36 protein-coding genes and 1 tRNA gene are annotated in these 24620 nt (G+C 48.0%); 27 read left to right on the top strand and 10 right to left on the bottom strand.

Annotated elements, in window-relative coordinates:
- Positions 1-25 precede the first annotated feature (25 nt).
- Entirely contained in the window at positions 26-670 is a 645-nt protein-coding gene (locus tag BUB52_RS03655) for a DUF3256 family protein (protein WP_009122632.1), read from the top strand.
- Between the two features lie 12 nt (positions 671-682).
- Here BUB52_RS03655 and BUB52_RS03650 read toward each other — a convergent pair whose 3' ends face one another.
- Together BUB52_RS03650 and BUB52_RS03645 are read right to left on the bottom strand one after the other, a co-directional pair.
- Positions 683-1567 carry a YitT family protein gene (locus BUB52_RS03650; RefSeq protein ID WP_009122631.1) on the bottom strand — a complete coding sequence of 295 codons (885 nt, stop codon included), beginning with the start codon at positions 1565-1567 and terminating at the stop codon, positions 683-685.
- Between the two features lie 860 nt (positions 1568-2427).
- Positions 2428-2637 (bottom strand): hypothetical protein, encoded by a 210-nt coding sequence (locus BUB52_RS03645; protein ID WP_039950951.1) that lies wholly within the window; start codon positions 2635-2637, stop codon positions 2428-2430.
- A gap of 475 nt (positions 2638-3112) precedes the next feature.
- On the opposite strand from BUB52_RS03645, the gene BUB52_RS03640 reads away from it, so the two are divergent.
- Positions 3113-3206, top strand: a tRNA-OTHER gene (locus BUB52_RS03640).
- A 345-nt stretch (positions 3207-3551) separates the two neighbouring features.
- Here BUB52_RS03640 and BUB52_RS03635 read toward each other — a convergent pair.
- Positions 3552-3944, bottom strand: coding sequence for a hypothetical protein (locus BUB52_RS03635; RefSeq protein WP_009122627.1), 393 nt, complete (start codon positions 3942-3944; stop codon positions 3552-3554).
- Positions 3945-4001: 57 nt separating this feature from the next.
- On the bottom strand, positions 4002-4661 hold the full coding sequence (locus tag BUB52_RS03630; RefSeq protein WP_009122626.1) for a LexA family transcriptional regulator: 660 nt from the start codon (positions 4659-4661) through the stop codon (positions 4002-4004).
- Between the two features lie 141 nt (positions 4662-4802).
- Between BUB52_RS03630 and BUB52_RS03625 the strand changes: the two genes are divergently transcribed.
- From BUB52_RS03625 to BUB52_RS03535, 19 genes are all read left to right on the top strand, one after another.
- The gene (locus BUB52_RS03625; RefSeq protein ID WP_039950950.1) at positions 4803-5021 is read left to right on the top strand and encodes a hypothetical protein; all 219 of its coding nucleotides are present in this window, start codon (positions 4803-4805) and stop codon (positions 5019-5021) included.
- A gap of 12 nt (positions 5022-5033) precedes the next feature.
- Positions 5034-5219 carry a hypothetical protein gene (locus BUB52_RS03620; RefSeq protein WP_009122624.1) on the top strand — a complete coding sequence of 62 codons (186 nt, stop codon included), beginning with the start codon at positions 5034-5036 and terminating at the stop codon, positions 5217-5219.
- Between the two features lie 64 nt (positions 5220-5283).
- The gene (locus BUB52_RS03615) at positions 5284-7341 is read left to right on the top strand and encodes a DDE-type integrase/transposase/recombinase (RefSeq protein ID WP_009122623.1); all 2058 of its coding nucleotides are present in this window, start codon (positions 5284-5286) and stop codon (positions 7339-7341) included.
- Positions 7342-7377: 36 nt separating this feature from the next.
- Positions 7378-8271 (top strand): AAA family ATPase, encoded by an 894-nt coding sequence (locus tag BUB52_RS03610; protein ID WP_009122622.1) that lies wholly within the window; start codon positions 7378-7380, stop codon positions 8269-8271.
- Positions 8268-8945: a hypothetical protein gene (locus BUB52_RS03605; RefSeq protein ID WP_009122621.1), complete on the top strand. Its 678-nt coding sequence runs from the start codon at positions 8268-8270 to the stop codon at positions 8943-8945. Before BUB52_RS03610 ends, BUB52_RS03605 begins: the two co-directional genes overlap by 4 nt.
- 31 nt (positions 8946-8976) lie before the next feature.
- On the top strand, positions 8977-9450 hold the full coding sequence (locus BUB52_RS03600) for a hypothetical protein (RefSeq protein ID WP_009122620.1): 474 nt from the start codon (positions 8977-8979) through the stop codon (positions 9448-9450).
- Positions 9447-10055 carry a helix-turn-helix domain-containing protein gene (locus tag BUB52_RS03595; RefSeq protein ID WP_009122619.1) on the top strand — a complete coding sequence of 203 codons (609 nt, stop codon included), beginning with the start codon at positions 9447-9449 and terminating at the stop codon, positions 10053-10055. Before BUB52_RS03600 ends, BUB52_RS03595 begins: the two co-directional genes overlap by 4 nt.
- Positions 10056-10057: 2 nt before the next feature.
- The gene (locus BUB52_RS03590; protein WP_009122618.1) at positions 10058-10342 is read left to right on the top strand and encodes a hypothetical protein; all 285 of its coding nucleotides are present in this window, start codon (positions 10058-10060) and stop codon (positions 10340-10342) included.
- Between the two features lie 19 nt (positions 10343-10361).
- Complete coding sequence (locus BUB52_RS03585; RefSeq protein WP_009122617.1) at positions 10362-10889, top strand: host-nuclease inhibitor Gam family protein; 528 nt, start codon at positions 10362-10364, stop codon at positions 10887-10889.
- Entirely contained in the window at positions 10867-11040 is a 174-nt protein-coding gene (locus BUB52_RS15705; RefSeq protein ID WP_157183392.1) for a hypothetical protein, read from the top strand. The genes BUB52_RS03585 and BUB52_RS15705 overlap by 23 nt, the downstream gene beginning before the upstream one ends.
- Before the next feature lie 351 nt (positions 11041-11391).
- Positions 11392-11676 carry a hypothetical protein gene (locus BUB52_RS03575; protein WP_009122615.1) on the top strand — a complete coding sequence of 95 codons (285 nt, stop codon included), beginning with the start codon at positions 11392-11394 and terminating at the stop codon, positions 11674-11676.
- Positions 11673-11933, top strand: a complete 261-nt coding sequence (locus BUB52_RS03570; protein ID WP_009122614.1) for a hypothetical protein — start codon at positions 11673-11675, stop codon at positions 11931-11933. Before BUB52_RS03575 ends, BUB52_RS03570 begins: the two co-directional genes overlap by 4 nt.
- The gene (locus BUB52_RS03565; RefSeq protein WP_009122613.1) at positions 11930-12157 is read left to right on the top strand and encodes a hypothetical protein; all 228 of its coding nucleotides are present in this window, start codon (positions 11930-11932) and stop codon (positions 12155-12157) included. Before BUB52_RS03570 ends, BUB52_RS03565 begins: the two co-directional genes overlap by 4 nt.
- Positions 12158-12177: 20 nt before the next feature.
- Positions 12178-12816 carry an HNH endonuclease signature motif containing protein gene (locus tag BUB52_RS03560; protein ID WP_009122612.1) on the top strand — a complete coding sequence of 213 codons (639 nt, stop codon included), beginning with the start codon at positions 12178-12180 and terminating at the stop codon, positions 12814-12816.
- 21 nt (positions 12817-12837) lie between these two features.
- Complete coding sequence (locus tag BUB52_RS03555; RefSeq protein WP_009122611.1) at positions 12838-13281, top strand: hypothetical protein; 444 nt, start codon at positions 12838-12840, stop codon at positions 13279-13281.
- 56 nt (positions 13282-13337) lie between these two features.
- Positions 13338-13676, top strand: coding sequence for a hypothetical protein (locus BUB52_RS03550; protein ID WP_009122610.1), 339 nt, complete (start codon positions 13338-13340; stop codon positions 13674-13676).
- Positions 13673-13855: a hypothetical protein gene (locus BUB52_RS03545; protein WP_009122609.1), complete on the top strand. Its 183-nt coding sequence runs from the start codon at positions 13673-13675 to the stop codon at positions 13853-13855. Before BUB52_RS03550 ends, BUB52_RS03545 begins: the two co-directional genes overlap by 4 nt.
- A 17-nt stretch (positions 13856-13872) precedes the next feature.
- Complete coding sequence (locus BUB52_RS03540; RefSeq protein ID WP_009122608.1) at positions 13873-14091, top strand: high-potential iron-sulfur protein; 219 nt, start codon at positions 13873-13875, stop codon at positions 14089-14091.
- A gap of 123 nt (positions 14092-14214) precedes the next feature.
- Positions 14215-14622: a hypothetical protein gene (locus BUB52_RS03535; protein ID WP_239419920.1), complete on the top strand. Its 408-nt coding sequence runs from the start codon at positions 14215-14217 to the stop codon at positions 14620-14622.
- Position 14623: 1 nt separating this feature from the next.
- Here BUB52_RS03535 and BUB52_RS03530 read toward each other — a convergent pair whose 3' ends face one another.
- From BUB52_RS03530 to BUB52_RS03505, 6 genes are all read right to left on the bottom strand, one after another.
- On the bottom strand, positions 14624-15073 hold the full coding sequence (locus BUB52_RS03530; protein WP_009122606.1) for a hypothetical protein: 450 nt from the start codon (positions 15071-15073) through the stop codon (positions 14624-14626).
- Entirely contained in the window at positions 15070-15546 is a 477-nt protein-coding gene (locus tag BUB52_RS03525) for a phage virion morphogenesis family protein (RefSeq protein ID WP_039950949.1), read from the bottom strand. The genes BUB52_RS03530 and BUB52_RS03525 overlap by 4 nt, the downstream gene beginning before the upstream one ends.
- A 201-nt stretch (positions 15547-15747) precedes the next feature.
- Positions 15748-18315 carry a phage portal protein family protein gene (locus BUB52_RS03520; RefSeq protein ID WP_009122604.1) on the bottom strand — a complete coding sequence of 856 codons (2568 nt, stop codon included), beginning with the start codon at positions 18313-18315 and terminating at the stop codon, positions 15748-15750.
- Positions 18316-18326: 11 nt separating this feature from the next.
- Positions 18327-18752, bottom strand: coding sequence for a hypothetical protein (locus BUB52_RS03515; RefSeq protein WP_009122603.1), 426 nt, complete (start codon positions 18750-18752; stop codon positions 18327-18329).
- A gap of 23 nt (positions 18753-18775) precedes the next feature.
- A complete protein-coding gene (locus BUB52_RS03510) occupies positions 18776-20395 on the bottom strand; it encodes a hypothetical protein (RefSeq protein WP_009122602.1) in 1620 nt (539 codons plus the stop codon).
- A 4-nt stretch (positions 20396-20399) separates the two neighbouring features.
- Entirely contained in the window at positions 20400-20843 is a 444-nt protein-coding gene (locus BUB52_RS03505; RefSeq protein WP_009122601.1) for a hypothetical protein, read from the bottom strand.
- Positions 20844-21010: 167 nt separating this feature from the next.
- Here BUB52_RS03505 and BUB52_RS03500 point away from each other — a divergent pair, with 167 nt between their 5' ends.
- From BUB52_RS03500 to BUB52_RS03475, 6 genes are read left to right on the top strand one after another with little or no spacing between them, the layout of a single operon-like run.
- On the top strand, positions 21011-22030 hold the full coding sequence (locus BUB52_RS03500; RefSeq protein WP_009122600.1) for a peptidase: 1020 nt from the start codon (positions 21011-21013) through the stop codon (positions 22028-22030).
- A 30-nt stretch (positions 22031-22060) separates the two neighbouring features.
- Positions 22061-23092: a hypothetical protein gene (locus BUB52_RS03495; RefSeq protein ID WP_009122599.1), complete on the top strand. Its 1032-nt coding sequence runs from the start codon at positions 22061-22063 to the stop codon at positions 23090-23092.
- A gap of 19 nt (positions 23093-23111) precedes the next feature.
- On the top strand, positions 23112-23465 hold the full coding sequence (locus tag BUB52_RS03490) for a hypothetical protein (protein ID WP_009122598.1): 354 nt from the start codon (positions 23112-23114) through the stop codon (positions 23463-23465).
- Positions 23462-23863, top strand: coding sequence for a hypothetical protein (locus BUB52_RS03485; RefSeq protein ID WP_009122597.1), 402 nt, complete (start codon positions 23462-23464; stop codon positions 23861-23863). Before BUB52_RS03490 ends, BUB52_RS03485 begins: the two co-directional genes overlap by 4 nt.
- A 29-nt stretch (positions 23864-23892) precedes the next feature.
- A complete protein-coding gene (locus BUB52_RS03480) occupies positions 23893-24336 on the top strand; it encodes a hypothetical protein (protein WP_009122596.1) in 444 nt (147 codons plus the stop codon).
- Positions 24302-24610, top strand: a complete 309-nt coding sequence (locus BUB52_RS03475; RefSeq protein ID WP_167317659.1) for a hypothetical protein — start codon at positions 24302-24304, stop codon at positions 24608-24610. Before BUB52_RS03480 ends, BUB52_RS03475 begins: the two co-directional genes overlap by 35 nt.
- Positions 24611-24620: the final 10 nt, after the last annotated feature.

Genomic DNA, 24620 nt, shown 5'->3' with positions numbered 1-24620 from the left:
TAGTATCGATAAATAATACAATGATATGGTGAAGAAGTTGGTAGTCTTTTTATTTGCAGTATGTATGGGGATTGGCTCTTTGTCGGCGCAACCGGCAAAGACTTGTTTCACCAATATGCCCGATTCTTTGAGCCCGTTGCTTACGGCTGTGAACCGTGCCGACTTTATCGACTTCCTGGAGAGCAAGATGAAAGCCGAGGTAACCAACCGTTTTGGCGGCAAGTCGGAAATGACGGAGCTTACTCCCGATTATATCCGTGTGCAGGTAACGCCCCAAAGCACCTGGCAAATGAAGCTCTTGTCCGTGAACGACAGTACCTGTCTTATCTGTACCGTTTCCACCGTATGCGCTCCGGCTTGCGACAGTCATATCAAATTCTACACTACCGATTGGAAAGAGTTGCCGTCCGCACCTTATCTGGCTTCACTACCGGGTATGGACGATTTCATCATGCCCGCTTCCGATACGATAGATGTGTATCGGTATCAGGATGCGCGTCTCCAAGCCGATATGCTCTTGATGAAAGCCGACCTTTCGGGTAAGGACGCTACACTGACCTTTACTTTCACTACTCCCGACTACATGGAAAGAGAAGCGGCGGAAAAACTGAAACCGTTTCTCCGCCGCCCTGTAAGTTATACGTGGAAAGAAGGAAAATTCATTCGATAATCCCCGTGAAAGCTACTTTACCTTAATCTTGTCGAATCCCTCTCCGTATACTCCGATTACCTGGCTTTGCGATACAAAGGCGTTCGGGTCTATATCTTTTATCAACCGGAAGATAATGGTCGACTCCCGCTTCTTGGCAAGGACAAACAGCATCTTTATCTCTTTGCCGGTGTAGAATCCGGACGCATTGATAACTGTCGCCCCTCTGTGCGGATATACGTTGATATGCTTGGCTATTTCTTCGTACTTTTCGCTGATGATGAAGAATTGTACGGACTGGCGCGCGCTGTTCACCACTTGGTCCAGTACGAAACTGCAGATGTACAGGGTGACATAACCGTATACCACTTTCTCCCAGTCTTTCAGTACAAAGTAGCTGGAAGAGATGATGATAAGGTCGCAAATCAGCATTACCCGTCCCAGTGTGATATCCCTGTATTTATTGATGATAGCGGCGATAATATCCGTTCCGCCCGTGCTTCCGTTTGAGGAGAAAGCAATGCCGATACCGCCTCCACAGAAGGATGCGCCGATGACGCAGGCCATGAAAGGCTGGTCGTGCAATAACCGAACGCCGTCCGTCAGTTGCTGGATGACGGGAAGAAAGAATGTCAGGGTAAAGACGGCAAAGATTGTCTTGATGCTGAATTTCCAGCCTAAAATGCGGATGGCAAGCAGTAATAGCAGAAAGTTGATGCCGAAATAAACATACTGTACCGGTAGTCCCGTTGCGAAATATACCAGTGACGCGATACCCGGTACTCCGCCTGTGGTTATGTCGTTGGGGAGCAGGAATACCGTCCACCCGATACCATACATAATCATGCCTAAGGCAATCATTAAATAATCCCGCATTTCACGAAATATGTTCTGCCGGGAAGGAATGTTCACGTTCATTTGTAGTTTGCAGTTAAATTTGCGGCAAAGATAGATATTTTATCAATCTCAAAATGCAAGCCGGCGGGTATTTATATCCGCTCGGACGAAATAAATTTTGCCTATGGTGATAATTCCGTTTGATGTATATCCCGTCTTGTTTTGATGTACATCGAAATAGAATGTGGCTTATGTACGGGCGAATGTTGTAATATCTCTTACAGAGAGTTCTGTCATGTATTTCCTTCACTCTTTCACATCGTTTTATTCATCGGCTTTAGCGGGTGAAGGGGAGCTCCTTGGACACTGTATGGAAATGAGTGGTGGAGCGATTTGTCTCGCGGAATGTTTTTATTTATCTCACGGGACGAATTCATTCATCTTATGAGACGAAATAATCCGTCTTGCGGGAAGGATTTATTCATCCCGCAGGGCGAGTTGTAATTTCCATATACCGTGCTTTGACATCTGCAAGCCCGCATCTTGGCTCCTCTGATGAGGCGTCTTTGGCTCTCAAACGCCCGGGCTTGACAGAGCTGAGGCCTGCGCTTCCGGGTACTGAGGTGTGGTATCCGGGAGGCCGGGGCGCATGGTGTCCCTTCACCCGGTAAAGCCGATGAATAAATAAGGGGGATAAATCACTTTGTATGTAAATGGAGATAGCCGAATATTGTTGAAATGACTATAAATAAGGGATTTAACACAAAATACAGATTCTATATACTCAAAACGTTCTGTTATATTTGCTTATATTATGGGCTAATTTAATAGAGTTTCTATGAAGTTCTAAACAGCAAAAATGATATTAGAGCAACACGAAGGGTTGAATTGATACTTTTTGAGGCACAATTCAGCCCTTTTCTGTGCGGTTTGGTACGAGGTTACTCTTGGGTACTACGAATAAGGTGAGACTGCTTGATAATGGCTCTACGGGTTATCTTAACGCCACCATCAGTGAGACCGGCATGAAGCAAAGAGTTCTTTTTGATGCCTATTTGAGCATCATTTAGGACAGTGTAGATGGCGCTGATACTACCGAAATAATAGTCCTTCTTCTCAAAAATGAGATGTACGTGAATTACCTTAGTCATAAATTCATTATTTAGAAGTTTCTTTTGCAAATATATTCTAAATAATAATTATATAGAAGTATTTATAAAGAAAATATATACTATTTAAGGCGTTTAGAGAATATGGTTTCATAAGTTCTTTTATATGTCCAAACGGATAAAGTGGTATCAATGAATAACCATAGAGTGAAATGTTAAAAATGAGTTTAGGCATACTATAAGGCATACTGATAAGGCATACTTTTTTCATAAGTAATAAGCTTGTGTAACGTGGTTTAGGCATACTATTTTAACAATTAGAAAAGGATGTGTTTTATATGATGTTTCCTTTTAAGTTATGTTTTTAGGCATTTAAATAAACATTTGTAGGGGGATAGTATAGTTATTTGGGTAATTGATTCGGTTGTATCTCTTTTATAAGTACTTGATTTATAGTAGATATTTATAAAACAAATACTATTTTAGCGTCATAAACGCGTGCGCGTCACAAATAATTGGTAGTATAGTTCAGTTGGTAGAACACAGATATGCATACGTGATGATACATGTGTGCAGCTCTTTAGTCACAAGTTCGAGTCTTGTTGCTGCCACAATGGTTTTTGAAGGTAGAGACGAACGTTCCCGCTATTCAGCACTCCGCCTGAGGGGATTAAACGTGCGGAGATTTTAAGGTTATTGATTGATTGTTGATGGAAACGCTCCCGGTGATTGTGCCGGGAGCATTATTTAGTATGAAAATAGATATTCCCATTATAAAAAGAAATATCATCCGCGAGGTTCTCTATTCACACAAGGAACTTCCACGGTATCAGCATGCACTCGAAATCCTGTTTTGTGCAGTAAACGGATATGAACCTATTAATGGATATATAAGTGACATCGAAGATGCAGGATATCGAGAACTATACACTAAAATATTAGAAAAAGTCAACGAGCTAAGAGCAGGCCTTCCAAGCGCCAATAATACCAGCAATACCAGCGAGTAAACTTATCCAATTTGCTATTTTCTTATTTCTATTTTTGCGTCGCTGTTCTTTATATAGTTGAGTGAATGTATGTTTTCTTATAAAAGAGATTCCTTCAGGTAAAATAAAAAAGACTCCATCTTGAGATGATAACAATTTCCCTAATTCAAGTTTTTCCAAATCACGTCCAGCAGATATATATTCAGTTTTATCATTTGGGCTTGTAGCATGGAGTATTACAGTTTGATTACTCTCTGTAGCCGCCAATAATATTTTATCTAATAGTGCAGCCCGTTCTTCGGTCATGGTCATTACAACTTTACGTTTAAATACTAATTCCCCGTTTTCGTCTATCTCGTACATATTTACTGCTTGTTTAATATATCCTTATTGATTTCCTCCTATTCATTTTTCCATTATTTAAAAGAACTTGCGGATACTACCTAAAACGGCAAATACCCGTCGAATCATCTCGACTGGAATTTCTTGTTCACAGAATTCAGGAGACTTATTTGCCGGAATAAGACGCACAAAGCCTTTTTGAGCACCTGGACGAATACGTTTTACCGTACGGTAATCATCTGTAATGATACCATATATTTCTCCAGCAGGAAGGTATTCTATGGGAGATTTAACCTCTTTCAGTGCTATTACATCTCCATTACTTATTTCTGGTTCCATGGAGTGTCCGGTAAGGTTACACCACATTACCCCTGGTTTGTTGTACGGTGGATAGTTTATATAATAATCTGGCAACTGTGTTTGGTCGTTAAAAACGAATTCAAAACCACCTATGAAATCTACATTAAAATAAGGAGCCCCTTTGTATTCTTGATTGATACTGGGAATTGGTTCTGAGGTTGGCGCATCATTGACACGGAGCATGGAACCCTCACCGGTGAGGAGCCAATCTGGAGATAAACCTATACATTTTGTATATATTAGTTCGGAGTCAAACGTATTACGGGCTCCCCAAGCGCTAATAGTTTGTGCTGAAACCCCTAATAGTTGGGCAAATTTAGCCTTGTTACCACTTGTATAGTGAGCAACCATAGCGTCTAACATACCTTTTTTATCCATATCAACATCTTAAAATCTACATATTGTATACATTTTCTGCAAAAACATTTGGTGTATATCTACAAAATGTATAGTTTTGCATCGTCATCCAAATGGAAAACGCTCCAAATATACAGAATTAACTTTATAAACAGAAATACAATGGCAGAAAAGGAAAGATTTATCAAGGCAGACGCTTCACAACAGGAAGCCATCGCCAAACAGTTTTTTACCACTACACGTACTGTGCGTTCGGCACTGAATTTTGAAACGAACTCACCATTTGCGAAAACTCTTCGTGCTTATGCATTGAATCATGGATGTAAAATGTATGAAGTTACATTGATAGATAATCCGTATGAAAAAGTAATAACCTTATAAGTGATATAGGATATGAAAATTTTAAGAAAAATCCAACAAATTGCTATTGTCGTAGGTCTGATTTACGGCTTCTGGCTGGGTTGCAATGTGGATGCAACAGAGAGAGACAATACAAGTGCCTTTATCATGGTGGCATTAGCTGCAGTAATCGGTATTTCAATGAGTATCCCCAATAAAGAGCAGGAAAAGAGCCTGTAACAGGTGGCTTTCACCCCGGTTCGATACCGGGGCCTGCACAAATAAAAGAGAAAAGTTTCTGATTATGGAAATGTACGGTAAAATAAGGTGTGTCACTTTCCCTGAATTGGTTTCACGAGGAAGAATATTGAGTAAACCAAATTACGATAAAAAAGTACGTGAAGGCAAGCTTCGGGTTGTACGTCCCGGAAAAGGAGCCGGTTCCTACGCCCTCATAGACTATACCAGTCTTCCTACCCTTATTCGTGAGGCATACGACAGGCTTTATCCCAATGCTTTGGAAGAAATGAAAGAACAACTAACGAGCAATATCATCCGTAGTGACAGTAAGGCTGTAGAGTTCTATAAGACCTACCGGCCCGCCATCTCACTGGATCGTCAGGCGGAATATGTACTGAATGCCGAGGTGATGAACGAACTGATCCGCGTGGAGAAAGAGACCAGAGCCTTGCATAGCAAGTGCGGTTACAGCCGTAAATCCATCGTGTGGGAAACGGTGCAAGGCACATGTGAGAAGTTGCGCGAACGCTATGGACATACACTGCCCGCAACCCGTCTCCGCGAGAAATTCAACGCTTACAAGAAGGCCGGATATATCGCCCTTGTAAACAAGAATACAGGCAACCAGGCGGCACGTGTGGTAGTTCCCGAAGTAGCCCGTCTGTTGCTGAAACTTCGCCGGAGCATTGTTCCCCGCTATACCGAGGCGCAGATCTTCGATGAGTATAACCGTCAGGCAGTAGAACGCGGGTTGAATATCATCAAATCGCCTACTACTATAAAGAACTATCTTAATGATCCGGCTGTAATGCCGATGTGGTATGCAGCCGTATACGGCATGCAGAAGTGGAAAGCCAAGTACGCCAGTCTGATGAAGACCAGCCTCCCGCAGATGCGTGATGCATTATGGTATGGCGATGGTACCAAACTAAATCTCTACTACAAAAATGAACAAGGAAAGATGTGTACCACCAGCGTATATGAAGTGATGGACGCTTACAGTGAGACTTTGCTTGGGTATGACATATCCCCGAATGAGAATTTTGACAGCCAGTACCGGGCTTACCGTATGGCCGTTGAAGTTTCCGGCAGCCGTCCTTATGAGATTGTGACTGATAACCAGGGCGGACATAAGAAAGGTGATGCAGCAGGTTTCTTCCAACGTCTTACGATACTTCATCGCCCCACGATGCCCTATAACGGACAATCCAAAACGATCGAAAATGCTTTCTACCGTTTTCAGGCGCAGGTTCTTCATGCCATCTGGCATTTTACAGGACAGAATGTGAATACCAAAAAACTGAATAGTAAGCCCAATCTGGAATTCATAGAGGAGAATGCCTATGCGCTTCCCACACTCGAGGAACTGAAGGCTATTTACAAGGAATGCCGTAACCGATGGAATAATGAGGAAAAGCATTTCGCCACCGGTATTCCTCACATGGAGATGTATCGTATGAGTGAAAATCCCGGGGCTGTACCTGTTAACGAAATCGACATGATGCAGATGTTCTGGCTGTGTCATCCCAAAGCTGTAACATACACCAATTATGGCCTGCGGTTTGAGATTGACAAAAAGCAATACCACTATGATGTATATGCAACCGATGGTCTGCGCGATGAAGCCTGGGCGCTCCGCAATACCGGACGTGAATTCACTGTAATGTATGATCCCATGGACATGACCCGCGTGGAATTGTGGCGTAATACCGCCACCGGTGCCAAGTATAGCGCCACCGCCACTCCAAAAGTTTCTGTCAGCCGAGCCACCCAGGAACGTACTCCTGAAGAAAGCGGCTTCATGCGGCGTACCATTGAACGCAACAAGGAAACCATGGCCGCCATCCAACTGGAAGGCGAACGGTTTGACCTTGATGAGCGTATTGCTGCCGAACTTTTCGGCCTTTCCACCCCTAAACCTAAAAACCTCAGCAGGAAGAAAATGGACGAATGTCGTGAAAGGTATGACCATGGTAAACTTTCCGTTCCTCTCTCCCTACCGGAGAAACGCAAACAGGAGGAAACCGAAATCGATAATGAAGCCGATTATTCCACTGTAGGGGAATACACCAAGGCACTTTCCAATATGACACTGGATGAGCTGGCATTGGACAGATTTTAAACAATAATCAATAATCAATTAAATACTATTCAAACTATGAAAGGATTAACCAAACAAGACAAAAACGATATCCGCGATGCGCTGATGGGCTATTGTGAGAATTTTCCCAGCCGTAACCGCGCCAGCGAAAGCCTGCAGGGGGTTAGTGCGGCTGTAGTAAGCCAGATTTTAAACACCAAGTATGAAAGTATCTCCGATGATATGTTTAGCCGCATAGCGGCGCAAATCGGTTTCAGTTTTGAACGTTGGACCATTTGTGAAAGTGAGAACTACCGTCTCGCCACTTACGTGCTGGCCGATGCCCAAATGTACAAGAACGTTACCTGGATGGTGGGTGATGCAGGTTGTGGAAAGACTACTGCAGCCATAGAATTTCGTCGTACACATCGTAACGTGTTCTATATCCTTTGCTCGGAAGACATGAGACGTAGTGATTTTGTCCGGGAAATAGCCAAACAGGTAGGTGCGCCTACTGACAGCACCAACAATTTGCGTGACATGCTGGATTATGCTCTTGGCATGATTGGTTTCCTGCAGAACCCACTGCTTATTTTTGATGAGGGCGACAAGCTGACAGACTGCGTACTGAACTACTTTATCAGCATCTACAACCGTCTGGAGGGACGTGCCGGTATTGTATTCATGAGTACTGACTACATCAAGCGCCGCGTGGACAACGGACTGCGTTACAACAAGAAAGGCTACAAGGAAATCAACAGCCGCATAGGCCGCAAGTTTTTCGATTTGAATGCTACCAGCCGCAATGATATATACGCCATTTGTCAGGCGAACGGATTGACAAATGAAGCTGAGATAAAGCGTGTAATGAAAGATGTAGAGGCCTGTGATAATGACCTGCGCCGGGTTAAACGTGTAGTTCATGCACAAAAACGGCGTGCCGAGCAGCAGAAAGGGAGGGATGAAGAATGAATGTAAGACATGAAGATGCTGCAGGGGAAAAGGAGAAAAAGATAACCTTTGACCGAAACGCTAAAGGGGTACGTGAAATGCTTTCAATGAAGTTCGATACGCTGGATTTCAAAGATGCGTGGTATGACGCTTTCGGTACACCGGAACGCCGCGGGGTATGGTTTGTCTGGGGAAATTCCGGTAACGGCAAAACCTCGTTTGTAATGCAGCTCTGTAAGTACCTCTGCCGTTTCGGACGTGTGGCTTACAACAGTATGGAAGAGGGAGCATGTCTCACCATGCAGGACACGCTCCGGCGCTTCGGCATGATGGAAGTCAACCGCCGTTTTCTGCTAATCGACAACGAAAGTATTGAGCAGCTCAGTTTGCGGTTGAAGCGTCAGAAATCGCCTGACTTTGTGGTTATCGACAGTTTCCAGTACACGCAGATGACCTATCGGCAATATATAGAATTCAAGGAACAACACCGCAACAAGCTGATTATCTTCATCAGCCATGCCACCGGACGACTACCCACTGGACGCAGCGGTAAAAGTGTGATGTTCGATGCCACACTGAAGATATATGTCGAAGGATACCGCGCTTTCAGCAAAGGGCGTTTTATCGGACCTGTGGGACACTTTGATATCTGGCCGGAAATGGCGACGAGATACTGGGGAGAAAGCAACGAATGATTATTAATGTTCAGTGACAGACAGACCTATCATGAAAACGACCAAAAATAAATCCATTACGTCGCAGCAGCTCAAAGCCCTGCACGCCACTTTCCACCGCATCGGTATGGATGACGATGCCAGGCATGGATGTATCTATGAATTCACTTCCGGACGTACGGCAAGCAGCCGGGAACTGACGATGCATGAGGCCCGGCAGCTGTTGGAAAGGCTGAACCCACCGGATGAAAAAACAAGGGCGATGCAACTGGCGGAAGCGAAAAGTGTGTTCCGCGACATCTACCGCCTTTCTTTCATGATACCGCAGCTCAATCAGGGTTTCACCAGCGACAGTGAAGACGAATACCGGATGAACGTTGCGAAGCTCAACATGTGGGCCCGGAAATACAGCAAGGCGCGCAAGGATGTTACCGCCATGAAACTGTGGGAGTTACAGGATACCAAGAAGCAGCTGGAAGCTTGGATGCGGCGTGAGGAAAAGAAACAGAAAAATGAAACAATATGAGAACGAAAAATGAAATCAACCAGGCTGTGGCGATATTGACTCGTAAAGCCGACCGGCTCAGTCTTGTACAGGCTGAGGTATTGCAGGGTAGCATGACCGAACAACAGGTATTCCAGAAATACGTTATGGAAGTTGCAGAAGAGAATCGTGACGAGGTGGTTTTCTTCGCCGCCCGCGATGCTGCCCGGTTTTCAGCCGGACATATCGGTCTGGAAGAACTGATACCGGATGTACAGAATATGACAGCGGCGGACTTTGCCGCCGCCGGAGCATTGGGTGTAGTAGACGAAGAGAGTGATACGATAATGCTCTCACGCAAAGAGTTCAACTGTTTATTGGCCCGCATCGAACGCCTTGAACATTGGACAGGTTTACGCCGTAAAGCTGCTCCCGGTGATTGTACGCCTCTTCCATTGCCTGAGGATGCCGATATGGATGACCTGATGAAACAGAACGAGGCCTGCCGTTACCTCTCATGCGGCAAGAATACAATCAAGGGCTATGCCTCCCGCGGACTGGTACACAGTTATAAGAAAGGAAAGTTCACTTATTACAGCCGCCGGGAGCTGGATAAGAAAATCAGGAAACTTCGCGATACATTATAACCATGCCTGCTGCCTACAACACCACCGAACGTTACCGGGAATTGAAGAACCGGCTTTCCGAATGCCGCGGACGCATCAATATCCTGGAAGAAAAGCTGCTCGGAAGTCCCGTTCCTCTTCCGGTGGCCGAATTCGACCGGTTGCTTGACGAGTACAGGGCCGAGCAGATACGACTCGCCCATCTGGAACAGGAACAGGACGGAAACAGTACCCCGGCCAAGACGGCAGCCGCCAAGGAGCGCTGGCGTAAGCAGAACCGGGACCGAAGAAAAAAATTACATTATTAACCCTATAAAAACATTTATTATGGCAAGAACAAAGAAAACAGTAGTCAGCGGTATCACCCGCGAACAGGCGGAACAGGCGTTTGCAGACTTCGCAGCAGCCGATGCCAAAGTACAGAACCTCACCTCAAAAATGGACATTGAAATGACACGGATCCGCGAGAAATATGCGGATCAGTTAGCAGAACTGTCTGCCACGAAGGAAAAGAATTTCGACATCATGCAGGCATACGCCGTAGAAAACAAGGAAGAACTATTCTCCAAACGAAAAAGCCTCGAGAGTGCTCATGGCGTATTCGGTTTCCGTACCGGTACACCGAAGCTTAAGAACCTGAAAGGTTTTACCTGGGCGGCCGTAACCAACATCTGCAAGGAATTGTTGCCGCAGTATATCCGCACAACGGACGAGCTGGCAAAAGATAAGCTTTTGGCTGACCGGGATAACCCGGAAGTAGCTGAATACTTCCCGAAGATCGGCGTACAGGTTGTACAGGAAGAGACGTTCTATGTGGAATTAAAGAAAGAGAATGATGTGCAGCAATCTGCCTAAGGAATATTACGAATACCAGCCGCATGGCAGGAACTGGGTGGTGTATCGTATCCGACGTGACGCCACCGGTTCTACCGGAACCAAAGTCGGGCAATTCCTTACGAAAGAGGAAGCCCGGCGTGAGGTCTACCGGTTGAATGGCTGGAAATAATATAGTCATGAGCAAAATCCACCTATGTGAAAAGTGTAAATACTGTACACATTCACCGAATTTGTTTCAACCCTACTATTGGTGTTCATGGTATGGGAAAGAAGTAAGGTCACAAATTAACAGGTGTAATAACATAATCTTTAAAGCAGGAAAATCATGAATAAAATAAGACTAATACTTCGTTGGTTATTTATTCCGTTTTGGCTTGTACTGTTTTTTGTGTATTTGCCTATATGGTATATACAAATGAGCTGGTACTATTTTAGCTTCCAAGATTATTGGAGTGCCTATCTGATATTATGGGATAGAGTCATGCTGTTTATGAGACTAAAAACAAAATAAGAAAGAATAATGGCAAAGATAACTTATAAGTCAAGCATTCCCAATGACAAGCCGCTTTGGCTTCTCAAGCTCCAGCTGGCGGTCAGCCAGCTGGATACCACCGGACTGAAAGGAAATGAGCAGGATTTCCGTAATCTGAAATCATTCATCGACGCTGAAATCCGTTCGTTAATGGAAAAAGGCGACATCCGCCGCAGCTTTGTGGAAACCGAACTCCGGCAGGATGAAGGCAGGACGGTGATACATATCTTCCGCAACCACATAATTGTCCAAACCTATTATATCGAAGCATGAGTGAGAAGAAAGAAATATTGGTACTCAGTTCCCCGGACTTTGGCGTCGGTAAAGAAACCATAGGCTACTATACGGGGTACACCTGTGGTTACTGCCATGGTAACGGCTGGTTCTGGAATCCTGAAATCATTCATGAGCGGGTAAAGATACCCTGCCCAAAATGCGGAGGAACCGGACGGGTAAAAGGTATCGTTACAGTGGAGTGGGTCCCGGACGGGGAAGTGAAAACCTGTTTCGGTAAAAAGCAGGAAATATGACACCGCGCATCCCGAAAAACTACATCGTCCAAATAGGCAACTTCCATTTGGGCGAATTCATCTACTATTGGAACTATTACGAACAGCCCTGCTCACTTCTTCTGCAGAAACCTAATACGGAAGGTCTTACCGCTATCAAGCTGGTAGCCGACAGTGACGAAGCCGCCAGTTTCCTTTTAAGGGCAAAGGAGAAGACAGGCTGCAGGCTGTATACGGTAAAATAACTTTCAAAACCATAGCAATCATGAAAAAGCATATCTACACAGAGGTCGAGAAAACTGAAATTACCCGGTTGTACCCTCACTGTTCGACAAAAGAGATAGCCCGGTTTCTTGGAATGCCGGTTACCTCTGTTTATAATATTGCCAACCGTCTGGGGCTCAAGAAGTCTCCGGAGTATCTGAAAGTCCTGCGCAATGAGATGTCAAGGCAGCTTGCCGACAGTGGAACGGCACACCGTTTTCCAAAGGGTCACGTGCCGGCCAACAAAGGCAGGAAAATGAACGCCGGGGTATATGCCAAAGTTTCGGCCACCATGTTTAAGAAAGGGCACATGCCGGACAATACGCTTTATGACGGTGCCGAGACTATCCGTAAAGACAAAAACGGACACCGGTACGTTTATGTGCGTATCTCTTTGGGGAAATGGGTACCGAAACATGTGCTGTTATGGCAACAGGCGCATGGCCCGGTTCCGAAAGGCTACAATATCGTTTTCCGCGACGGCAATACGCTGAACTGCACACTTGAGAACCTGGAATGTATCAGCAATGCCGAGCTAATGCAGCGTAACAGCCTGCACAACCTGCCCGAAGAGGTAAAGGAACTTGTATATCTGAAGGGACGCCTTTCGAGGGCTATCAATGAATCAAACAATCAATAACCAACCAATAAACAATCGATTATGAATACACTCGAACGTTTGCAGGGGATGGTGAACAAACCATACCTGTACAGAAATGAAGAGGTTGTCGTACTGGGCTACTGCGATGGAACCGGTGATGACGGCGATGAGGTGGAAATCTACCTGAACAACGGCAAGACGCTTGTCTTCAATTACATCAATCTTCCGGCCAAACTGGAACAGTTCAAACCCGTTACGACACAAGTCATCGTGCTTGCCAACAAACGGTTGGATGCAGTATCAACGGTGAACCCCGGTATCATCCAAAAGCTCCGTGATACGGTACTCCAACAGATTGAGAATGTCAAATCCTCTCCGGAGCATGTCAGTCAGGCGAAGCAGGTATTCCAGGGTGTGAACACGCTGATAAACCTTGCCAAAACGGAACTGGAATACCGGAAATTCGTGAACGGAATGGAAAACGGCAACGAATATGGACAATAACAGACAACACAATGGCGATTGTGATAAATAAAAAGAATTAATATAAAAACACGATTATGAGTTACTTTATAGACTATGTCAAGACTTATGCAAATGTTAACAGGAAAGGCCGTGAGCTACAACTGTATGCAGAACAGTTTGACCGCCACCTGATAGAGGACGAGAGCTCGCTCCTGGCACTAAAATGCGATATTGAGCACAGGATAATGATGATGAATGAAAAGTATCCCCGTAGCCGTCCGGTCCGGCTGAACGTGTTCAGTGACGGCAGAACCGGCCAATGGACCATCCTTGTGGAACATGACAGCGACAGTATTGTCTGTATCATATCCTATAAGAAGGTTCTGGGGTGTTATGCTGCAAATAAGATGAACGATAAAAACAAAAGGCAATGAAACGATTTAAGACAGAAACATTTTTCGTTCCTCTGAAAATCAGTGAGGAACTTGGTGTGGCGTCCGTCAAGGGCAAGGACGGCAAAGAGAAGAGATTCAAGACGCGTAAGGCTGTCGAGAAATACTGCAGGGAGAATAGATGTATTTACGTAGAGCATAAATTTATATTCTACAGATAACAGAAAAAATAAAAATTATGGACAGAGAAAAAGATTTCAAGCTGACAGGTCCTGAGCTCCAAACCGAGCTGCTTAAACGTATGGAATACCGTGAAGAAACGAGGAAATGCGGTAACTGCAAATATTATTATCGTTCCATGGATGGGGGCAATATATCCAAATGCCGCCTGATTCCTTTTATAGATCTGGGTGTAAATGAGGACGGGTATTGCAGTTATTATCAACAGGCAGAGTGAGACAGTACCGTTTAAGCCCCGTAAAGAAGAGCAGCCGCTACAAGTACTCTTGTAACGGCTGCTTTATTTTCCCACCTTAGAAAGCGCCGTAATATTTGATATGGCGCTCTTTGTTGCATATATGTGTCATACTACGTATCTTTGTATCAGGTTTTCAGAGTATTCAGGGGTTACAATTCATTTTTTCAGGATATGGGCAGTCAGTTAGAACTTTTTCCATGCGGCAAGCTCGGTTTCAACGAACGGTGCGGCAAGCTTTCAAGCACTCCGTTGCGTCGCAGCGCTGCCAGTCGCGGCGAGCGTATCCGCCTGCGTAACCGTGTGATGACAGCCCGTTTGTACTACTGGCGCGAGATTATGCGCCGCCGTCTTGACGACGTAATGATCATTCTCGCGGAAAACGAGTTCTTCGTCGACGAGCGTACCATCAACAACGCCTGGCTTGAATGCGCCGATTTCTTCGAATGGCTCTGCAGCACCCATGCCACTGTCCGCCAGCTCCGCCGTATGTTTCCCAGTTGGAAATGGTAGTCTATATATTATCTATAAAATCGGCTATATATACAACCTCATAGACTTTGAGCCCGTCCGGTCTCTTCTGTGGCCTACACCGCGCTCTTCTGAATGACTTGGCGCAGTTCTCCATTTTGAATCCCTGTACCGCCCTGTGTAGCGCTTCTACCATATCGAGCCTTGCGAAAGCCGTCTCCTGTACCTGCAGTGGCTTGTTCACATTGAACGAGGCACAGTCGTTAAAGCCGATTTTCAGCTCCAGGGAAACCTGTACACGCTGCGTTCCGGGATGTGCCGCCGACATGTTTTCCGCTCCCGGATAGCTGAGCTCCATCAGGCAGCATGGGAATGCCACAGGCGGCCGGCTGTCCTGAAAATCCAGCTGCCCTTCGTCAGCATCCACCCAGCGCAGTTCCGGCACTTTTTCACGAATACGTTCCATTACTGTTTTCAAGATTTCTTTTTTCATCGTTCCATTGTATTTTTAAACAGTTGTTCCACATCTTTTTTTATGAGTGTTTCCAATTCATGGCTTTCTCCCATGAACCGGCGGCGGGGTACCAGCATTTTCCGGGTGTGCTGTTTCACCACGTACGGCTTCCCTTTTTTGGACACACGTTCATGGCTTCTTACCACTACGCTGCCGGAGAATCCCTCGTTATGGGCACGTGCATAAGGCACCCTGTCACCACCGGCAGTAATGACCACCCTGCGGGCGCTGATCTCGTCAATGTCGATACTCTTGCGCAGGGCTCCGCTCTGTACAAGCAGTGTCCCCCTTCCGGGCTTGTATCTTTTACCCCATGGCTTCCATGGTTCCCCGTCGAACGCCTTTTCCGAGAAACGTTCCAGGAAGTACCGTTTTGCAGTGGAAGCCACCGCCTCGGGCACCGCCTCTATGGCTTCTTTCACCCTTTGTTCCAATTCCTTGCTGAAATCCATTGCTTTACATTTTAAAATGGTTATATTTGCATCGAAGTCCTGTCCTGACGGGGAGACAACACGTATCCAACACCCCGGGGGTGCAAGGGGGATTTGCAAGGTCTGAGAATTGACAGCGCCAGGCAGGATCAGCCCCAAGAAGGAGTGCGACACCGGCTATCCAATCCAAACGGGCGGAGGAACGACGGAATCGTTCCACCTTTACGGTTCGGACGGACGCGAGGATGCGCTCCGACGCTTTTTTATCAGCAGCCCCCTGCGGCGTTTGTCCCATATCTCCTTTTTAAGGTTTACTTTCCGGTTCCCCGGTGTGCGTGTCTGCATGACATACCAGGTCTTCAGCACCAGCTTTTCCCCCTCTATCCGGTAGTTTACGGCCAACACCTCATCCCTGTAGTATTTCAGCAGGCAATAGGTATCAAGCAGGTCATGCTTTATCTCATCATTGAGCCACACCTCGTCCGGGGCGTGCAGGGCTTCCAGCATGGCATCCCAGTATCTTATGCGGTTGTCCCGTCCCTTGCCTGCAGTATGGCTGTCGAACTGTTTCTTCTCGACAACGACTTTCCGGCCATCATAATCCGTCAGTACGATTCTTCCGTCTTCGGCGTATGTTTCCCATACCTCCTGTTCACTCCGCCCACTGACAGGGATATTCCCTGAAGCGTCCCTCTTCATGGCCTGTACCCCGGGCAGGTTCCAGCGTTCTGCGGTCATGTCCTTCAGATAGGACGATGCCTGCTGCGGGAACTTGCGGATGTACATCTGGTCGGCTGTGAATACCTGTGCCGAGTCACAGCGGTTCACTCCCCAGCCTTGCGCCTCAGCCTTTTTCCATTCGGCCGTTTTCAGGAAGTCGTCCACACGCCGGCGCATCTCTTCAAGATCGACCTTTACCTGGTGTTTCATCCGTCCGGTCACGAGGCACCTGCAGGCCCAACCGTTCGGTGGGTATATTTTGTTCCACCGCGGGTCATTTTCGGGCAGGATGACCCCATGAAGCTTCATGTGTTCCTCACGTACCCTGCCGTCATTCACCGTCAGGTACTCCCAGAAAGGATATACCTTTTTCTTGGTCCGCAATTTCCGGTAGGTAGACATACCTTCGGCTGTGAGCACCGCCGTTTCGTATTCCGTCCTCTGCCAGGTCTTGTTAAACACTTCGGTGGTTTCCTTTGCCCTGCGGTGAAACTCACCAAAGCTCCCGCTTTCCCGGAAGAGCCTGTTCAGTTCCTGTATTTCCGCCAGCGTCTTGGCAGCGGAGAAATGGAACAGGTTCTGCTCCGTCGCCATACGGAACAGATCATCCGACAACTTGTATGCCACGCCCACATCGGCATTTCTCGGTCCTTCTTCAAATGCCGTTCGAACAGCCTTTAAAAAGTCTTCGGCAAAGAACCGGAAAAGTTCCGGACTGAAACCTGCCAGTTCACCGTTCCATACGGCAGCGATGAGCCTTTCATCCAGGGGGGAGGTATCACTCATGCGGATTATGCCAGCCCCGCCCGGATGCGGGGCCGCCACGAAAAAAGACTTTATCCTTTCCCAAAGCGTACGTTCATCGGCATTCTCCACCGTTCCTACCTGTGGTTTTACCGCTTTGGCCGGCCGGTCATCATTTCCCGTATCGGCCGGTGCACCCATGAACACTTCCTCACCGTCCTTCGGCTCAGGTATGCCGTATTTCTCATAGCCGTAACTACGGGGGATAGGAATCATCGTAGAGAGTGTTTTCAGGTCACTTACGGTAAGCTCGTCCTTCTTATCCACGAATGAGAACTTTCCACCATGCACCGGATAGCCTCTGCTTTCAAGCAGGGGTACAAAGTATTTGTTCAGCATGCGTATGACAAAACGCCGGTCACTGCGGTGCTTCTTCTCCTGTACTTCCATATGCACCTTGCTTTGCGAGAGCGACGCACCGTCCTTGGTGGTCATGGTCTGTCCCAGTACGGTTATGAGTATCTCCTCGTTGCATGCATTGCGGAAATCGTTGTAGAGCGCCCCGTTGCTGCTTCCGCTGAGGGTCGTCTGTTCCACGTCACTCTCTTTCGGGATGACAATGTATGGCGCCGAACCGGCTTCCTCGAACGCCTGTATGAGAAGCCTCCTGCTCTGTTCGTCCATGCTGTTGTACTTTCCTATGCGTTGCGGCATTCCGAAGAGTTCCACGAACTGTGCCCAGTCCCCGAATCCCCCGCGCTTGTATATCACATAGGGAGCCACTTTCAGCAAGAGTCCCAGATCATCATCCTCTCCCCACTGTATGATCATCCCGTCATCGCTGTAACTGATTCCGTCCGTATCGTACTGGCGCCGTAGTATCAGCTTCTCTTTGGGACGTATGTGCTTGCGCGGGATACTGTTGAAGTCGAACCCGTTCACGAAAGAATATTCGTCTACGGATATTCCCCAAAAAAGGGTCCACATGATCTCTTTCAGCTGGTTCTCGAACTCCACAGTGTCTATGAGTTCCGTCATCCGTGGTACTTCCTTCTTGTTTACCGTAAAATTAATGTCGCAGTCGGTTATCGCCTCTATGCGTTTGCCGATGGCGTCCGTTACAGTCCCGTCCATGAGGATATCCTCATACAGGTCGTATAGTTTGCTGCGCAGCCCCATGTCAGCCGCCCTGAGTGCGCTTTTCCATATGCCTATATCATTTATTCCCCTGTGCACGGGCTGCACCAGTATCTGATTATATACCGGCGTCACAATCTTTTTGGGCACAGCGCCTGCCTGCTGTTTTTTTCTCTTCCTGTTTGTCATAAGGTTTCCGTTTAAAAATGGTTGTCACGTTTTCTATTGCTTCCGAACGCTATTTCCCCGCAGTGCCTGCACTCTTGCTGTCCCGGCCGCTCCGGCGCTGCCGGCAGGTTCGGGTTCTGCCTGTTCTGATTGTTCCTGAGCCATTCAATGGCACGGTCGTAACGTTTTTCGCGCATTTCGATATCCACTCCGGCGTTGCAGATATTGCAGAAGTGCCAGGCGGCTATGTCCTTTACAAAAAGCAACAATATGGGATTGCGTTCTTTTCCCCTGGCGGCGAATATCTTTCCCGTGTCGTACTTGGTGAGATATCCCTGCACCTCCTCTATGGCGGCGTCTATGGCCGACATCATCGCCGCGTCATCGCCATGACTGATGACATCCATATCCTCCTCATAGATGTGGGTTGTCATTTCCTCGATTTCCAAATAAGCCATATATTTTCATGTTTAATGGTTTGTCACATTCTTTTTTTGTTATGGGGGCGTCTCCCTATCCAGTAGCTTCCGGCCTCCATGTGGGCGTTCAGTTGCTGGCACATGTAATATCCCCCTTCGATGGCATCCGGTCCGTCTGCCGGTGCCGGCAGCCCGTCATCGAACAGCCTGAACTGTTCCTCCAGCCGCTGCATGTCCGGGTTGTCCTTCTCCCGTATGTTGAAAACGAGCCTTCCCGCCCTGTTCAACGGTTCCAGGTTCCCTTCTATACGTACGAATTTGTCGGGTTTGTCACGCCCGTCGGGCGAGATATTGATGTAATGTCCTTTTTCCCTCCCTTTTGCAAGGAAAAGAGGAACGAATACCTGCTGGTAGAACGGATCCTGCAGTTTGTTATTCTCTATGTAGTTCCTCTGCTGAGTCCTTTCCCTTACGTAGTCCCGTTGATAGTAATACCAGTTCACGAACTCGTCGTTGGTGACATGCCGCAGATATCCCGTATATATGTACAGCGTTCCCTCGTATAGCCCCATGAGGAAATTCGCTTTGAAGGAGTTCTTCTTCGCCTTCTTGCCGGTGGTGTTGCTCGGTGCCGGGTCCCCGTAACTGACAATATATTTGAGCTTGCCTATGGGCGGGCATTCTCCCCAGCGTATCTCCTTGAAGTAGGAACCCTCCACCACCGGATTATTGAAACACTCCTTCTGCCCGCTGGCGAGGCTCACCTGTGCCAGCACCTCGTCTATCGTTTCCTCAGTGTTCTTTTCCGGCCATACGGACGTTCCGAACTGGTAATCCGCCTGCGGATCGGGATTGCCTATATCCACCATGCGTATATTGATGATGTCCCAGTTTCCGATAGGTTTCTCCCTTGCGGCCAGTTCCCTTGCCTTGTTACCGGCACGTGAGACACAACAGTCCTTCGCAATGACGTTCCCCGTCCAGATGGTAAGCAGCGCCTCGCTGATGGAGCGGGTGAAGAACAGCGCCTGCTCGAACCAGTTCCATTTGTTGTTCACTATCTCCGGATTGCGGCATTCCTCGTCGGTATCGTAGTCATCCATGAGCAATACGTCCGGGCGTACCTCGTCCATCTTGACTCCGCGCGGTGACTGTCCCCAGCCCATTGCCATGAACGACACGCGGGTGCTGAGGGTGAAATAGTCCTCCGTCCATTTGTCACCGATGAGGTTGCCGTAAAAATATTTCAGCCGCTCGTTCGCCTCGAACTGCGCCCGGTACTGGTTCAGCAGCTTCCTTGCGCCGTCATTGGTTGCCGAGGTCATGATGACGCACCGCTTGTTTTTCTTCACGATGACCAGGTACAGCACGATGAACATCACGATGGTGGACTTTGCCAGCTCACGCGCCCAGCTCAGCACTTCGTACCAGTTCCCGTCGGAATGCCCGATGATGCGCCTGATGGCTTTCTTCTGGAATCCTGCAAACTCATATTTGGCATATTTGTAGAACATGAACTTCGCCCATGCGAGAGGGTCCGCTTCCAGCTCGCGCAATTTCCTTGCCTTTTCTTCTCCGGTCATGGTGAAGTCAACGGCGGTCTGTGTACGTATCTGCCTCAGGGTTTCTTCCCAGTCGTCGGAGAGTGCCCTGTTGTTTCCTGTCAGTCTCTTTTTTGCCATGGCCTTACCTTAATTTCTCCTTTACAAATTCGTCAAAATAATAACTCAGTTCGATTGCCTTCTGCGGATCACGCTTGCGCAGCCAGAAAAGGATCTGTTTGCTCACGCTGATGATATCGGCGATTCCGTAGTCTCCTTCCATTTTGGCGATGGCGGCGGAGAGTTTGTTGATAGTATCGGCCTCGGCGGAAGTGGCATACTTGTCGCCGCGCTCGGCTATGGCCTTGTTCATTTCCGCTATCTGCATGTAGAGATTGCGTATCTGTTCCTCCCGCGTGGTGGTGACGGCCGCCCGCAGCATTTCCCAGTTACCCTCCTTGCTCCACTTGCTCATGGTGACAGGACTGACACCCACCTTTTCGGCTATCTGCCTGCTTTGCAGTTCCCCCTGCATGTAGAGCATCTTCGCCCAGTCCTTTTTCTGTTGGTTTGTTAGTGTCTTGGACATATTTATTCTCTTGATTATTACAGTACAAAGTTAGGCAGCGCATACCGATTAAAATAATCCGCCTGTAATGGTTTCCACCTGGCTTGTAACAGTTTCCAGCCGGAGGGAAACTGTTACAAGGGGATTTGCACACCTTCTTTTTATCCCTGAATTTTGCAGCAAACAAAATGAGAAAAGCAATGGGCAAGGCATATACATTCTGCGTACATGACGAATCCGTAAACACTTACGGTTTCCGCATGCTGACTTCGGGGGCCAACCTGGAAGAATTCAAAAAGAATCCCGTAGTACTCTATAACCATAATGACTGGGAAACCCCGATAGGGCGCGGCGAGAACGTGCGTGTGGAGGACGGCAGTATTCTCGTGGACGTTGTATTCGACGAGGAAGACGAAAAAGGACGTACGATAGCCGGTAAGGTGGAGCGCGGTTTCCTGCGCATGGCCAGTATCGGCGCCTGGCCGCCTGAAGAGGTCAGCGATGATCCCGCATTGAAACTTCCGGGACAGACGGGTCCCACCGCCACAAGGTGGACCATGCGGGAGATGTCTGTCTGCCCCATAGGTTCTAACCACAATGCCCTTGCCATGTATGACCGCGCGACAAACAAACGTATAGACTTGTCTGACAGGCAGGCGCTTGTCAGGCTGATGGATAAGGAATTCAGTATTAACCATAAAAGAGAGAACAATATGAGTTATTTGACACAGATGTTGAAATTGTCGGATTCCGCATCCGACCAGGCTATCCGGGAAGCCGTACAGGACCTGATTACCCTGCGTGACAACCTGCAGGCCGAGAACGCCACGCTCAAGAGCGAAAAACAGACATTGCAGGAACGTGTAACGGCCTTTGAGACGAAGGAGAAGGAAGCCGAAAAACAGAAAGCCGTCGCACTGGTGGACGCGGCAGTGAAAGACGGGCGCATTGACGCCAAAGGACGTGACAGCTGGCTGGAGGACTTTGCCGTTGATTTTGCAAAGGCCGAAGTACGTCTCAGTTCCATTTCCGTACGTCAGTCCGTCAGGTCCCAGGTACAGACCGAAGGAAAGGCCGGAGGAAACGTACAGCTGGCAGACATGACTTTCAAGGAAATCCTGGAGAAGGATATGCTCAAGGAACTTAAAAAGGACAGGGACCTCTACCGGGAGAAGTTCCATGAAGCCTACGGTAAGTACCCGGAATAATCATTTTATAAACATAAAGATAAAAAGACAATGAAGACAAAATTCATCTTTTCACTGCTCACAGCGTTGCTGTTCAATTTCGCCACCTCAGGCCTGTTTGCCCAGAGTATCGGCATCGACCACAACCTGATGTTCGGCATCCAGATGGGGCTTTCGCTGGTTCCGTTGCAACTTACCGGCTGCCTGGCGGAGGGCCTTAACAAGGAAATCTGGATTCCCGAGATTATCGAGAAGTTCTATCCGGAAACCTCGTTCGTTTCCGACTCGCGTGATTTCAGCATGTGGACCGATAACGAGTACCTGAACCTGCAGGAAGCGGGTATCGACCCCAGGGTATTTATTGACAATGAGGTATATCCGATACCTGTAGTCGCTCGTGGTGACAAGCCTTACAAAATTCCGATGAAGCGTTTCGATACGGAAAACACCGTACATATCAACGCCATTGAAATCGAAGAATCCGCCGAAAAACGTAGAAGCGTAGCCGCCGGACACCAGAAGTCACTGCAGATGCAGTTTTCCGAGCTGGCCATCTACAATTGGGCACCCACTCAGGATAGCGAGACTACTCCGGTCTTGAAAATCAACGACGGCAATGCCAGCAAGCAGGGCACCGGCTACGTGGCCATGACCTACGAGAAGATCCTGGCACTCTCCACGCAGCTCGACATGATGCTGGTACCCAAGGAAGGACGTATCCTGGCGTTGCATCCCTATCACGCTACCGACCTTCAGCTTCAGGACCTGGAGATGTTCAAGACGTTTTTCTCCACCGGTTCCATGTTCGGCTTCAAAATTCACGTCACTTCCATGGTGCCCAAATACAACGGCACTACAGGTAAGAAAGTGGAATGGGATGCTCCTGTCCGCGATACGGACGCCATTGCCTCTACTGTATGGTACCGTGATGCAGTTTGTCGTGCCAAGAGCATGGAGGACATGTACTACCGCCTGAATGATCCGGAATACCGTGGTGATGTCCTGGGCTTCAATATGCGCGGCATCGCATTGCCAATAACAGGCAAGTATCTGGGTGCCATGTTTACCACCAAGAAATCCTAACCCTAAAAATTAAAGAACAATGAGCTATATTAACATGAAATCGCGGAGAAGTTTTGACTTCTTCGCCCCCTATACAGAAGAAGGGGACCGTTGCGTACAGATACCGTTTCCGGTCGCTGTAACCCGTAAAGCTGAAGGTAAGTCGCTGGTACATGACTGCAATCCGCAAATAGTGGATATTGCAGCCGAAACCGCCGCAACCACTTTTGAACTGGATACCCGGGTGCAGGCAGGTTCGCTGCTCGTCATCAGAAACGCCAGTGCCAACGCCCAGACCATCGGCAAGGTTGCCTGTGCGGCAAGCAAAGTGACTACGTTGATGTATGACGGAAATGCCTACATCAGTATCGGAACCTCAACAATCGAAGAATGATGGCTGCACGGGGACTACGCAACAACAATCCGGGTAACATCCGCCTGTCACGTACGCTGTGGCAGGGGGAAATCCGGCCCTCTCAGGACAGGTCTTTCTGTCAGTTCCGTACGATGGCCTATGGCTATCGTGCCCTGATTAAACTGCTGCAGAACTACCGCCGCGTCAACGGCTGCCGTACGATAGCGGATTTTATCAACCGTTGGGCGCCACCTGTGGAAAACAACACTTCTGGCTATATCAGCCGGGTGTGCCGGGAGATGCAGGTACCGAATACTTACGTGCCCGATGTGGATGACAGAGCGACCATGTGCGCTTTTGCCGCCGCCATCTCACAGGTGGAAAACGGAGTGCCGGCAGTAATGGCGGACGTGGCAGCGGGATGGGAACTGCTCTGACAATTAATAACCCGTAATGATTTTCAGCCATGAATTCAGACCTGATAATGCAGATTCTCCAATGGCTTGTGCCGAGCGGCATTGCCGGTTCCCTTTGGGCATGGCTGAGACACCGGGAGAACAACAAGGTACTCGCCGCCAAGGAGCGGAACGACGCCTATAAGGAAATGTACGACAACCTGTCAGGAACATTAATAGACTTGCAGAATGAGAACATTAAACTCTACAAGGCAGTGCGGGAACTTAACCGTACCATTCAGAGGGCTTCTACTTGCCGGCATTATGCTGACTGCCCTATCCGTGGCGAGCTGCAGAAGTCCGGAGCCATTGGTGCGGAACGAGCACAGCCAAAAAGACAGCCTCTCGGGCAGAAGCGGGTTCGCTCTCCTGCAGCAGCCCGTTCCGCCCAGCATGGCGAAAACGAGATTTCCGACGGATATGCTGGACCTGATTCCGGTGGGCACAGGCTTTAGCCGGCGCAGCGGGCAGGCAACGGTCAATGTAAATCGGATATCGGAAGACTCCATTGAAGTGACCGCCACCTGTGACAGCCTGGCCCGTCAGGTACTCATCCTTACCGAAGAGAACATACGCATCCGTAATGAGCTCTTCAAGGAGAAAGAGAAACCGCCGCCCGAAGCGGTGCATGAGCCTACCGGCTTCCAGTGGTTCCAGATATGGATCGGGCGTACGGCCGTCGCCGCCCTTCTGCTGGGAATACTCAGACGGCGATTTATTAACCCTTAAACTTAGAATA

The sequence above is a fragment of the Bacteroides clarus YIT 12056 genome, assembly GCF_900129655.1.
In the GTDB taxonomy this organism is placed as follows: Bacteria; Bacteroidota; Bacteroidia; order Bacteroidales; family Bacteroidaceae; genus Bacteroides; species Bacteroides clarus.
Note: the sequence above shows the minus strand (reverse complement) of the source record. Positions and strands in the feature narration are given on the sequence as shown.